This window comes from Bartonella sp. AU16XJBT, from assembly GCF_028618665.1.
Classification (GTDB): domain Bacteria; phylum Pseudomonadota; class Alphaproteobacteria; order Rhizobiales; family Rhizobiaceae; genus Bartonella.
On record NZ_JAQITF010000001.1, the window covers coordinates 262092 to 275327 of the forward strand.

General features: G+C 39.3%; 11 protein-coding genes and 1 pseudogene. 11 read left to right on the top strand and 1 reads right to left on the bottom strand.

The genetic code is table 11. The features are described 5' to 3' along the window. Positions 1-53: 53 nt before the first annotated feature. The 7 genes and pseudogenes from PVV66_RS00940 (at position 54) to PVV66_RS00970 (ending at position 6858) form a co-directional block, all read left to right on the top strand. Complete coding sequence (locus PVV66_RS00940) at positions 54-950, top strand: ABC transporter permease (protein WP_273717377.1); 897 nt, start codon at positions 54-56, stop codon at positions 948-950. Next, a complete protein-coding gene (locus PVV66_RS00945; RefSeq protein ID WP_273717376.1) occupies positions 943-1737 on the top strand; it encodes an ABC transporter ATP-binding protein in 795 nt (264 codons plus the stop codon). Before PVV66_RS00940 ends, PVV66_RS00945 begins: the two co-directional genes overlap by 8 nt. Positions 1738-1741: 4 nt before the next feature. Then, positions 1742-2782 carry a DNA polymerase III subunit delta gene (holA, locus tag PVV66_RS00950; protein ID WP_273717375.1) on the top strand — a complete coding sequence of 347 codons (1041 nt, stop codon included), beginning with the start codon at positions 1742-1744 and terminating at the stop codon, positions 2780-2782. A gap of 48 nt (positions 2783-2830) precedes the next feature. Further along, a pseudogene (locus tag PVV66_RS00955) lies at positions 2831-3081 on the top strand (hypothetical protein); the annotation flags it as partial. 327 nt (positions 3082-3408) lie between these two features. Beyond that, positions 3409-4341: a prephenate/arogenate dehydrogenase family protein gene (locus PVV66_RS00960; RefSeq protein ID WP_273717374.1), complete on the top strand. Its 933-nt coding sequence runs from the start codon at positions 3409-3411 to the stop codon at positions 4339-4341. A gap of 1153 nt (positions 4342-5494) precedes the next feature. Then, positions 5495-6346 carry a YihY/virulence factor BrkB family protein gene (locus PVV66_RS00965; RefSeq protein WP_273717373.1) on the top strand — a complete coding sequence of 284 codons (852 nt, stop codon included), beginning with the start codon at positions 5495-5497 and terminating at the stop codon, positions 6344-6346. Positions 6347-6381: 35 nt separating this feature from the next. Continuing rightward, on the top strand, positions 6382-6858 hold the full coding sequence (locus tag PVV66_RS00970) for a YaiI/YqxD family protein (RefSeq protein ID WP_273717537.1): 477 nt from the start codon (positions 6382-6384) through the stop codon (positions 6856-6858). A 1-nt stretch (position 6859) separates the two neighbouring features. Here the strand turns inward: PVV66_RS00970 and PVV66_RS00975 are convergent, their stop codons facing one another. After that, positions 6860-7558: a TlpA disulfide reductase family protein gene (locus tag PVV66_RS00975; protein WP_273717372.1), complete on the bottom strand. Its 699-nt coding sequence runs from the start codon at positions 7556-7558 to the stop codon at positions 6860-6862. A 33-nt stretch (positions 7559-7591) separates the two neighbouring features. Here PVV66_RS00975 and argH point away from each other — a divergent pair, with 33 nt between their 5' ends. The 4 genes from argH (at position 7592) to PVV66_RS00995 (ending at position 13038) form a co-directional block, all read left to right on the top strand. Beyond that, entirely contained in the window at positions 7592-8992 is a 1401-nt protein-coding gene (gene argH / locus PVV66_RS00980; protein ID WP_273717371.1) for an argininosuccinate lyase, read from the top strand. Between the two features lie 51 nt (positions 8993-9043). Continuing rightward, a complete protein-coding gene (locus PVV66_RS00985; protein ID WP_273717370.1) occupies positions 9044-9226 on the top strand; it encodes a hypothetical protein in 183 nt (60 codons plus the stop codon). 9 nt (positions 9227-9235) lie between these two features. Continuing rightward, the gene (gene lysA / locus PVV66_RS00990; protein WP_273717369.1) at positions 9236-10510 is read left to right on the top strand and encodes a diaminopimelate decarboxylase; all 1275 of its coding nucleotides are present in this window, start codon (positions 9236-9238) and stop codon (positions 10508-10510) included. 116 nt (positions 10511-10626) lie between these two features. Then, positions 10627-13038, top strand: a complete 2412-nt coding sequence (locus PVV66_RS00995; protein WP_273717368.1) for a TIGR02302 family protein — start codon at positions 10627-10629, stop codon at positions 13036-13038. Positions 13039-13236: the final 198 nt, after the last annotated feature.

Below are 13236 nucleotides of genomic sequence, written 5' to 3' on the forward strand. Positions count from 1 at the left end.
ATAGGATGTTGATACAATAAAAACCGTTAAGTTTTCATGGGGATTGTCTTTACATGAATATATTTGCCTTTTCTGGCGCTGTGGAATTAGGCCTTATTTATGCGTTTGTGGCTATAGGAGTTTATCTCTCATTTCGCGTTTTAGACTTTCCTGATTTAACAGTTGATGGCTCGTTTCTTCTTGGGTCCTGTGTCTGTGGCGTCTTGATTCTTTTAGGTTTTAATGCATGGACAGCTATGGCATGCGCTTTTTGTGCAGGTATGGCTGCTGGCTTATTAACAGCCATGTTGAATTTGCGTTTTGGCATTTTGAATCTTTTGGCTTCTATTTTAACAATGTCAGCGCTCTATACGGTTAACCTTCGTATTATGGGAATTATGGGAGGGTCTAATGTTAATTTAGCGCTTGCTGATACAGCCTTAACACCTTTTTATAATCTGTTTGGGTTGTCCGATATCTTTGTGCGCCCTCTTTTTGTTGGTGCTGTATTGCTGGTTGTGGCATTTTTTATTTGGCGCTTTTTGGAAAGTGAAATTGGTCTCGCTATGCGCGCAATGGGAGCTAATCCACGCATGGCGGCGGCGCAAGGTGTTCATACATCGGCATTGATTTATTTTGGTATGGGGCTTTCTAATGCCTGTGTTGCACTTGGTGGTTCTCTTTATATTCAAACTGCAATTGCGACGGATATTACCGGTGGAATTGGTACAATTGTTTTCGGATTGGCCGCCGTGATTATTGGAGAAACTCTCTTTCGTACGCGCAATATTTTCTGGATTATAATCAGCTGTATTGTGGGGTCTGTGCTTTATCGTGTGGCGGTGCAATTTGCATTCGAGGCTAATGGAATTGGTATTGATACGTCGACAGATCTTCAGTTGATTACTTCGCTGTTGGTAGCGTTAACTCTTATTGTGCCACGTTATTGGAGGAGGCGTAAACGTGATTGAGTTTTTTCATGTTGGGGTTACATTTAAACCGCAAACGCCTTTGGAAAAACAGGCTTTAATTGATATTAACCTCAAAATTGATCAAGGTAGCTTTGTTACGGTTATCGGCTCAAATGGTGCGGGTAAATCAACGTTGCTCAGTATTTTGGCGGGGGCAACGCTTCCCTCGACAGGAAAAGTGGTTATCAATGGACAAAATGTTTCCAGGCAATCAGTTAGCGAACGCGCTGGAAGGGTTGCTTGTGTTTTTCAAGATTCGTTAAAGGGAAGTTGTGGTTCTTTAACAATTGAAGAAAATTTGGCTCTTGCTGCTCTTCGGGGAAATCGTCGTAGTTTGCGTTCAGCTTTAAACCAGGAAAAAAGGCAATTTTTTCGAGAGAAAATTGCTCAATTAGGCATTGGTCTTGAAGCATATATTCACAATCCTATGGATAGTTTATCCGGTGGACAACGCCAAGCCGTTTGTCTTGTGATGGCAACGTTAGCCCATGCAGATGTTTTATTACTTGACGAACATACCTCAGCACTTGATCCTGGAATGGCTGATTTTGTGATGCGGTTGACTGAAAAAATCGTTGAAGAGAAAAAATTAACGACTATTATGGTAACCCATTCTATGCGTCAGGCTCTTGACTATGGCGATCGCACATTGATGTTGCATGGTGGAAAAGTGATTTTGGATGTCTGTCATGAAGAGCGTAAGGGCTTGGATGTCAATGATTTAATTGGTATGTTTCAGAAAGTGCGCGGGGAAGTTCTTGATGATGATGAAATGTTAATGGATTAATAGTGTGGCTCAGAAAAAAGCACATGAGGTTGATCAGTTTCTAACGCGTTTCTCACGTGCTTTTTCTATTATTCTCATTTATGGGCCAGATCGTGGTCTTATTTGTGAACGTGCTCTACGTTTTGCGAAGCTTACAAAGGTCGCAATAGAAGATCCATTTTCGACAATTCGTTTGGATGCTGCTGAAATTGATAAAGATCCCGCATGTTTGGAAAATGAAGCGCGTACTTTCTCGCTTTTTGGGGGAGACCGTTTAATATGGGTCTCTAATGCTGCTAACCAAAAAGGTTTTCTTGCGGCCTTGAAGCTTTTAATTGAGAAGCCACCAGAGAAAAGTTTTATTCTCATTGAGGCAGGGGATTTAAAAAAAGGAACAGGGTTGCGCAATGTTATTGAAACAGCAGCAAATGCAATGGCTTTGCCTTGTTTTGCCGATGATATACGTTCTCTTGACGGTTTGATTGATGAGGTTTTAGGGCAGTTTAAGAAGACTCTTTCTTTGGATGCACGTAGATGGTTGCATGAAAGTTTAGGGGTAGATCGTCTTGTATCACGCGGCGAATTAGAGAAGCTTTGTCTTTATGCTTCAAATGTTCATATTACTCTTGAAGATGTGAAAACTGTTGTAAGCGATGTAAGTGCTCTTTCTCAAGATGAAATTATTGATGCTCTTTTATTGGGCGATATATCAGGCTTTGAAGTGCATTTTAACCGACATGCAGCATTGCAGGGAGCACTTTTTTTTATTTTGAGTACAGCACAAAGGCATTTCCAGCAATTACAGCTCTTGCGTTATCAGGTAGAGGTTGAAGGAAAATCGCCTTTTACGGTGGTTTCTCAAGCGCGTCCTCCCATTTTTTTTCAACGGAAAAAAACCGTTGAACAAGCTTTAAAATATTGGAGTCTAGAACAGATTTCTTACGCAATGGAAAGAATTCAGAGTGCTGTTTTAGACAGCCGTAAAAATCCGCTTTTGGGTGAAGCTATCATTCGTCAAGCTTTGTTAGGACTCACAATTATTGCACGACGCCAAATGGCAGCTTAACATTTTAAAATATTATGATTTTTTATTTTAAGTACAGTACAGAGGTATTTTCAGCAATTACAGCTCTGACGTTACCAGGTAGAGGTTGAAGGGAAATCAGCTTTTACGGTGGTTTCTCAAGCGCGTCTACTCATTTTTTCAACGGAAAAAAAATTATTGAACAAGCTTTAAAATATTGGAACTTAGAACAGATTTCTTACGCAATGGAAAGAATTCAGACTGCTGTTTTAGACAGTCGTAAAAAGGCATGTGGAGAAGAAGTTTTTATTGTGAGGTGCAAAAGACATGATTTTGATTAAATTCAACATAAGAAGATTTAAAATAAAATAATTCTGCGGTATTTTAAGGGATCTTTTTCAATATAATAAATAATGTCATTATCTTTATGAATCAATGCGTTGTATGCAGTTAAGCAATGAAGTGGGAATTTTAAGTTTGGTGTTACATTTTTCGTATGTTTTATAGATAAAAATGATCTGTTGTTTATTTACGCAGGGTAAACTGTATTATTCTCTCGTTGTAGTTTTTTAATATTTTGCGCATAACTCTTAGACGAACAAACAGAAAAATTATGATTGTTACAGCTGTCTTTGTTGCTGTTTGCAAAGAATCTTTAAAGGTGAAAGATGCCCCCTATTCAATTTGAAAGAATAGCGCTCATAGGGATTGGTCTGATTGGATCTTCTTTAGCACGCGTGATTAAAAAGAAAAATCTTTCAGCTCAGGTTTCTATTGCAACGCGTCGTCAAGAAACTTTGGGAAGAGCGCGCGAATTGGAACTTGGAGATTTTTATACAACGAATAATGCAGAGGCTGTTGAAGGGGCTGATCTCGTTATTATTTCTGTTCCTGTTGGAGCGAGTGCAGAGGTAGCAAAAGACATTCATGATCATCTAAAGTCGGGGGCGATTGTGAGTGATGTTGGTTCTACAAAAGAGTTGGTTATTGCAGAAATGGCACCTTTATTGCCAAAAACGGTTCATTTTATTCCGGGACATCCTATTGCTGGAACGGAATATTCGGGGCCGGATGCTGGTTTTGCTGATTTATTTATCAATCGCTGGTGTATTTTAACACCTTTTGCAGAGAGTGACGCAGCGGCTGTAGCACGATTGACAGCGTTTTGGGAAGCTTGTGGAGCGCGGGTCGAAAAGATGGAGCCTAAGCATCATGATCTTGTTTTAGCGATTGTTTCGCATTTGCCACATTTGATTGCGTATAATACTGTTGGGACAGCGAGTGATTTAGAAAAAGTAACAAATTCAGAAGTTATTGCTTATTCTGCTTCCGGTTTTCGTGATTTTACGCGTTTGGCATCTTCTGATCCCGTTATGTGGCGAGATATTTGTTTGCATAATAAAGAGGCTATTTTAGAAATGCTGAGTCGTTTTAGTGAAGGGCTTGCTTTTTTAGAACGGGCAATTCGTTTGGGTGATGGTGAAACGCTGTTTAATTTTTTTACGCGTACGCGTGCTGTGCGCCGTAATATCATTGCGGCGGGACAGGAAATTGATGCCCCTGATTTTGGGCGTCATAGTGTTTCTAAAGAGGGAATGTAAAATAAGAGATTTTTGGATTTTGCGCTGTTGTTTTTCTTATTTTTATCATGCCCCTTCAGACATCTGTTCTTTTAAATTGTTTGTTATGATGAAGATATGGCGCTGTTCTTAGTCGTTTGTGCGACGATAACTGGTGCTGCTTACCTTTATCTCCCATCCTGTGCTCTAAAATAATTTTTGTACCCCCATGAGGGGTGCTTTGTTGTTTTGGTTAGAAAGTATGCATAAATGAGAGCGAAAAGAGATATGCTTTAAGTTCAATTTATTTCATCAATGGACATGCTATTAAAAGGATCACGACGGTCAGAAGAAAGAAATCATTTTTTGAAAGATAAAGGCTTTGTTCAATAATCTTTCGTATTGCTGATGGTAAAGATCTATAAAACTCTTCCATAGTATTACTCTTCACATTATCAAGCCAAGAATTATATTCTTATCAATTTGATTTTCACGAATATCACCTAAGAGATTTGCGAAGAATTTTCCAGGGAGAGGGATTTTTATGAGTGCCTGTAAATCAATGCAAATCGGGGGCTATTATGGGTGTTGTTTTGCAAAGTGTTCTATAAAAAGCAGGGGGCATTCTCCAATCGATAGCCAATATATTTTTCATTTTATGATGTTGTTTTCTTCATAAAGTTTGTAATTTTGCTGTCAATTGTAAACGAATATTCAAATCTCATGTAGCAACATGTTTGAGAAAAATATTATGATGATTCAGTGTATTCGTTTTTTTAGTTTTTGTATGTCGGTTTGGAGCGGGAATATTCTATTTGTTTGATTTATCTTTTGAAGCGGGAAAACAACTTTATTTGAGAATAATATAAAAGGCGTAAATGTAAAAACTCATTTCTGTTTATTCTCTTTTAATTTAAGCGTTAAAACATGAAAAAGAACTCATGGAAATATTCTGCCTCAGATTTTATTTTTTTGTATTTTTAATGGGGAGGCGGCTCTCATGTAAAATAAAACGCTTCAAACAGAATACACTTGATTGGTAAAGTTTGTTGGCTTTTCAGTTTTTGGATAGGGTGAGTCTTGACGACATGGATTATTGCCCTTTATACTGAAAAATGTTTGTTTTTAACGTTTTGATGGTTTTTATAAAGCATGAGATAACTGAAAAAAGAGTGTTACCAGAAAGTATTGAGGTTTGTTAAGAAATATCTTTTGGTATAGCTATCGTGTTTTGGGTGACGCAATAAGTCATTATTGGCGTGATAATGGAAGTGCTTTCGCAAGCCATGTTGCGCTATCGGGTCTTTTGGCATTTTTCCCTTTTTTTATTTTTGGAACATCTTTTGCTCGTTTTCTCGGGGCTTTTACCTATACACCGCAAAAAATTAAAGCGCTCATACAGTTATTGCCTGATGTCATTGCTGAACCTTTATCGCAGGAAATTGTCAATGTTTTAACCCTCCATCAAGGAGGTGTGTTGACGCTTTCTGTTATTGGAGCGGCTTATTTTGCTTCCAATGGAATAGAAGCTTTGCGTACGGCTTTAAATAAAGCTTACCGTGTGACGGATCAACGGAGTTTGTTGTTTTGTCGTTTTCAAAGTTTGTTTTTTGTGATCCTTGGCGCTTTTGGTCTTGTTGTGATGAGCTTTTTATTGATTTTATCGCCCTTGCTGATCAAAATTATGCAAAATAATTCTTTTTTTATGAATGAATATATTGGGATCATTCGTTTATGGCGTTATACAATTGCAGTCGTTATTTTGTTTATCAGTCTTTTGATTGTTCATAAATGGCTTCCAGCAGGACAGCGGAAATTTATAGATATTTTACCAGGAATCGTGGTAACTATATTTGTATGGTTTATGGCTTCTCTTGCTTTTGCGCAATATTTAACGATGTTTGATTATATTTCAACCTATGCGGGGTTAGCGTCTATTATGGTTGCCATAATTTTTCTTTACATCTTAAGCGCAATTTTTATTTTAGGAGGTGAAATAAACGCTGCAATAATGTTTTATCGTAATTATTGGCAATCTCCTCGATGAATGAAAAAACTTGTAGATCGCATGAAAGTCAAAAGATGGGACAAGAAATAAGACCAGCCATTACTTTATTGGTTGATGCAGATGCCTGTCCTGTAAAAGCTGAAATTTATCGTGTTATGAATCGTTATCAGCTTAAAACATTTATTGTCGCAAACCGTTTTCTTTCTCTTCCCCACGAAGAACTCATTGAAAGAATTGTCGTTTCTGATGGGCTTGATAGTGCTGATGATTGGATTGTAGAACATGTCCATGAGGCGAGTATCGTTATTACCAGTGATATCCCTTTAGCAGCACGGGTTGTACGGTCTGGAGGTCTTTGTCTTTCGCCAACGGGGCGTATTTTTGATGACAATTCAATCGGTGAGGCCTTAGTTATGCGTAATTTGATGGAAAATTTGCGAGAGCAGGGGCATGTTACAGGAGGACCACGTCCTTTTTGTGGTAAAGATCGTTCTGCTTTTTTATCAGCATTGGATTTGGTAATTCAACGTTTTAAAAGGCGTGGTTATTAGGTTATTGTCCTTCTTTCATGACAGCTTTTATAAGTGCTTTGGCATCATCATTGGCCCATGGCGCTGCGCCATTATAGGAAGCAATGAGATAACCATTTTTATCAATGAGAAATGTGATGGGGAGTCCTAAAGCAAGTCCTTGTTTTCTCATGTCGTTAAAGATATTCATGGTTTCATCGCGATAGTAAACTAAGTTATCCGCATGAATATCTTGCAAAAATCGCTGAATTTTTTCAGGAGAAGCGGCTTTATCGACATTAATTGCTATGACGTCGAAGTTTTCTCCACCCAATTCGCGTTTTAATTGCGCCAGTTCAGGCATTTCTATGCGGCAGGGCATGCACCAGATAGCCCATAGATTGATGAGTATCGGTTTTCCGTTAAATTCAGTGAGTGTGTGGTCTTTTCCTTGAATATCCTTAAAAGAGAGCGTGTTCATATCTAAAGGTGTATCAATAAATCGCATGTGAGCAAAAAAGCCTGTTGCGGCTTTTTGGATTGTCATCATTTTTTTGTCTGGTATTTTTTCGGTATTTTCTTTTGAAATAAAGTTAGAAGAAAAAAAGGCACTCTTGTCATGATGATTTTTTATTGCGTATAAACTGATACCAATTAAGATAATGGCAACAAAAAAGGATGCTATGAAGATTTGCCACTTTTTGTTTTTCTTCTTTGAGCTATTAATATTTTGAGGAATCATGATTTTTATCCTTTTTATCGGTGTTTTTAGAATATGACAGATGAGACGTTAAAGAACCAAATGTGGGGAGGAAGGTTTATCGCAGGACCTGCTGCTGTTGTGGAAGAAATTAACGCCTCAATTGAGGTTGATCAAAAACTCTATCGGCAAGATATTGAAGGTTCGCTCTCTCATGCTGCGATGTTAGCGCAAACGAAGATTATTTTACAGTCTGATTATGAAAAAATTTCTCATGGTTTAAAAATTATTTTACAAGAAATTGAAGAAGGAACATTTGTTTTTTCACGCAATCTTGAAGATATTCATATGAATATTGAAGCACGACTAAGCGCGTTAATTGGTCCTGTTGCTGGGCGTTTGCATACGGCGCGTTCACGCAATGATCAAGTGGCTGTTGATTTTCGGTTGTGGGTACGTGAGACATTGCAGAAAATAGCACAAGCTTTAAAAGAGTTGATAAAGCAATTGCTTGCTCTTGCAGAACAACATGTCAATACCTTTATGCCAGGCTTTACGCATTTACAATTGGCTCAACCTGTAACATTGGGTCATTACATGATGGCTTATGTTGAGATGTTTGGTCGAGATTTATCGCGGATGCGTGATGCTATTGAGCGAATGAATGAATCGCCTTTGGGGGCTGCGGCTTTGGCAGGAACAAGTTTTCCGATTGATCGCTTTATGACAGCACAAGCATTAGGTTTTCGCGAACCTACGCGCAATTCGATTGATAGTGTTTCTGATCGTGATTTTGCATTGGAATTTTTAAGTGCTGGCGCTCTTTGTGCGATGCATCTTTCACGTTTAGCAGAAGAAATAATCCTTTGGTCAAGTGAACAGTTTCGTTTTATTCGTTTGTCAGATGCTTTTTCAATGGGTTCGTCTATTATGCCACAAAAGAGAAATCCTGATGCGGCAGAGTTAGTCCGGGCGAAAGCAGGTCGATTGAATGGGGCGCTTATGGGATTGTTAACGGTGATGAAAGGATTACCGCTTGCTTATTCAAAGGATATGCAAGAAGATAAAGAATATGTGTTTGATGGGGCTTTGAGTTTGGAATTATCATTAGCAGCAATGACAGGGATGATTGCTGATTTGGAAGTGAATAAAAAAGCCATGAAACAAGCAGCGGATTTAGGGTATGCAACAGCTACGGATTTTGCTGATTGGCTTGTTCGCGAACTAGGGATTCCTTTTCGTGAGGCACATCATATGACAGGGCAAGCTGTGGCATTGGCAGAAAGAAAACAGTGTCGTCTTCAGGATCTATCATTAGGGGAACTTCAAGCAATTTGTCCTGATATCAATGCGACGCTTTTTGATGTTTTGACTGTTGAAAAGTCTGTTGAAAGTCGCAAAAGCTTTGGGGGAACAGCTCCTTCAGAGGTTCTTCGGCAAATTGCATATTGGAAAAAGCGTCTTGTGAGCGCTTGAGTGATTGTATTTTAAAGGTAATAAAGAGATCGAGATAAGGAAAGAGGACAGATGAAAATTATAGTAAAGGGGTTGATGATTGTCCTTTTGGGGGGCGTGGGTGTCGTTGGCTGTGGGCGTAAAGGGTCATTGGAGGCACCTCCTCTTACAAGTGTGGAAAAGTCTATGCAGGGAACATCTGCTGCTAAAAGTGAAGATGATCAACCTTTTATTCTTGATCGTTTGATAAAGTAGGAGGAAAGTATGAATTTTTTCCCCTACCATCAAGGTATGCTTTATGCTGAGGGTTGTTCGCTTACTGATCTTGCGCAGGAGGTGGGGACACCTTTTTATTGTTATTCGGCCAATTCATTAGTCACACGTTTTAAGGATTATCAAAAGGCATTTCAAGGGATGCCTAGTCTGATTGCTTATGCGGTTAAAGCTAATTCTAATCAAGCAATTTTACGGCTTTTAGCGGCAAATGGGGCGGGAGCTGATGTGGTTTCAGAAGGTGAATTACGGCGAGCCCTTGCTGTTGGTATTCCGGCGCATCGTATTGTTTATTCTGGTGTTGGTAAAACCGTGAGAGAGATAGATTTTGCCCTTTCTCAGAATATTTATTGTTTTAATGTTGAATCAGAGCCGGAACTTGAACAGTTGTCGCAACGTGCTGTTGCGCTGTCAAAGATGGCGCGTGTTTCATTGCGCATTAATCCAGATGTTGATGCAAAGACTCATAAGAAAATTACAACCGGAAAATCTGAAAATAAGTTTGGTATTCCATTGTTGTTGGCAAGAGAGGCTTATAAAAAAGCTGCTTCTTTACCTGGATTGCAGGTTTGCGGTATCGATATGCATATTGGCAGTCAAATTTGTGATTTAAAGCCGTTTGAAGAGGCTTTTCTTCTTATTGCAGATTGTGTGCGTCAATTGTGGAGCGATGGTTATGCAATAACGCATATAGATATTGGCGGCGGGCTTGGTATTGCCTATGGTTGTGAACAATATACTGTACCCTCTCCTTTTGAGTATGCTGCGCTGGTAAAGAAGCATATTGCTCCTTTAGGGATTGATATCGTTGTGGAGCCGGGGCGGAGCATCGTGGGGCAAGCTGGTGTGTTGGTAACCTCTGTTCTCTATTTAAAAAAGGGACAAGGGCGGAATTTTGTTATTGTGGATGCGGCGATGAATGATCTGATGCGTCCAACGATTTATGATGCTTGGCAGAATGTTGTCCTTGTGAAACAAGCAGCAAAAGACGCTCCCCTTATTCGTGCAGATATTGTGGGTTCCGTTTGTGAAACCGGTGATTATTTAGCATTAGATCGTTGTTTACCGATTTTGGCTCCCGGTGATCTTTTGGCAATTACGCAAGCTGGGGCTTATGGTGCTGTGATGGCGAGTACTTATAATAGTCGACTTTTGATCCCTGAGGTTCTCGTTCAAGATACGCGTTATGCGGTTATCCGCCCGCGTCTTGATTATGCGCAATTGATGGAATGTGATCATATTCCTGATTGGGTTGAGCATTCTTAAATGTTTTTGGTCTTATTTTTACTAAACTTTGATGAAACAATTTATTTTCTGGAAATTGTCTTGTATGGGTTTTATGATCTTAATACACCGCGGTAAAAGGGGAAGAATGCTTGTTCGTGAAAAATAAAAACATCAAAGGCTTTGCAATGAAGCTTTTGTGTGTGCGCATTTTGGTGTGGGGGATCCTTTCATTTGAACGGATATGGGTACGGTTGTTGCCATTGTTCCTTGTTCTCAGTCTCTTTTGTTCGTTTAGCTGGTTGGGGCTCTTTGGCGTTTTAGGCTATTGGTTCCATTTGTTCTTACTTGGGGTTTTGCTTGTTTGTGCTGGGGTGAGTTTATTTTTTCTTATTGGTTTTCGGTTTCCCACAATGCGGGAAGTGGATCAACGTCTTGAGCGCGTTAATGATCTTAAACACCAACCTTTGAATATTCAGACAGATCATTTATGTTCTGAAAATGAGGAGGATTTTAGTGCTGTTATTTGGCGTGAGCATCAACGTCGAATGGCAAAACAATTAGTCCATTTAAAAACTGGATTTATCTCTCTTAATAGTGCGGCTTATGATCCTTTGGCTTTGAGAGCTTTGTGTGTTCTCCTTTTTGTGTGTGCTTTTAGCTTTTCTTTTGGTTCACGAGGGGGGCGTTTGGCTGATGCTTTTGATTTTCGTCCTGTTGTTGATGAAAAATTCATGCGGATTGATGCTTGGGTAACACCCCCTGCTTATACCGGTATGGCACCGATTTATTTGACAAAAGATGAGAAGACACAACTGGAAATTCCTGAAGGGAGTGATGTGGTGGTGCGTGTTGTCAATGGGGCTGGTGTTACAGTCAAAGCAAAAACTGTAGAAGAAGGGCAAAACGTTTTGTTTTCAGAGAAAAATGAAAATCCAATCGTTCATTTTGAAACTCATTTAAAGCATTCAATGGATTTGTTTGTATCATCACGTCGTAAAAAACAGCAGTGGCATTTGCAGATGATTAAGGATGCGTTTCCAACAATTGATTGGCTGGAAAAACCAGGGCGAATTTTAACGGGGTCGTTAGAGTTACGGTATATGTTGGATGATGATTATGGTGTGACAAAGGCTTTTGTTGAAATAGAGCCTCTTTTTCAGAATAAAAATGCTTCTTCTCTTTATAAAGCACCGGAAATAAAGCTTCTTCTTCCACGGGGAGGAAAAGGTAAAATGCGGACAGTATACGATGTATCAGCACATCCATGGGCGGGTTCGCAAGTCAAAATTACTTTGGTGGCAGAAGATGGCGCAGGGCAGAAAGGGCGTAGCAAAACTTTTGTTATGATATTACCGCAGCGTATTTTCTCAAATCCTGTTGCGCGTGCTGTCAGTGAATTACGACGTTTACTTGCTCTTGATGTGTCTGCGAGAGAGCGTGTATTGGATATGCTTTCTGCTTTGTTTGTGCGTCCAGAAAAGGGGCTTCAAAATGCAGCGCATTTTCTCGTTCTACAAAGTGCGTGGACAAGGCTTTCTTTGGCACAAACAGAAGAGGATTTGCGCGGTGTGGTGGACTATTTATGGCAGATTGCTTTAGGTATTGAAGGGTATCAGCTTGAATCCGTGCAGAAAAATTTAAAACAGGCACAAGCTGCTTTACGTGATGCACTGCGATATGGTGCTCCAGCGGCGGAAATCGAACGGCTTATGGCTGATTTACGTCAAGCTATGGATGCGTATATTCAAGCTTTGGCTGAAAAAGCACCAGATGGTCAAGTTTCTAAAAATTCTAAAAGCTTAAAAAGTCCCAATCTTTCTGAAGATACATTACAAGAAAAGCTGAATCTCATTGAGGAAATGGCTAAGACGGGCTCTTCTCTAGCAGCCGAACAGCTCTTGGCGGAAATTGAACAGACGCTTGACCATTTGCATGTGCAAAAAGGCAATCAAAATGAGGGAGAAAAAAGTCAATCTGCACAAATGAAAGAAAAGATGGACCAACTTGGAGATTTAATGCGTCGTCAGCAAGAAATTCTCAATGAAACACATCAGTTAGAGATGGAACAAAAACGTGGGGAAAATGTACCGGAAAAACAAAAAAAATCTTTAAAAAAACGCCAAGCTGAATTGCAGTCTGAATTATCAACATTAGAAAAAGAATTATCAGAACAGGGATTTGAAACAGGTGAGGCATTGAAAAGGGCAGAAGAAAAAATGAATTCTGCAAAAGATGCTCTTGATCATGGAAATCATCAAGCATCGATACAAAATCAGTCTGATGCTTTGGAATCTTTGCGGCAGGGTGCCCAAAGTGTTTTGAAAAAAATGCGTGAAACACTCAAAGAAACAGGAAATGATCAAGACGCTGATTCTGGTCAGAAAGATCCGTTAGGACGTCCACTTTCTTCAAAAACAGGTGAAGGACAAGAAGGTAAGGCACTTCCACAAGAAAGTGATCAAATGCGTACACGGCAAATTTTGGATGAAATTCGCAAACGCCTTGGTAAGGAACATATTCCAGAAGCAGAAAAAAACTATCTTGAAAGGTTGCTTCATTTTAATTAACCAATTGTTGGTTTTTTTCTTAATTGATGTCAGAAACAGCGTATGAAAAACCTCTATGGAGTTCACCTCAAAAGAGAATGATTAAAACGCTTGTAACGCAATAATCATCCTGTTGCGCTGCTTTTTTTGATCATTTAAGTTTAAAATGTGAAATATTAAAATGTTCGCTATTGCGGAGAAAGAGTAGAAGTCCATATA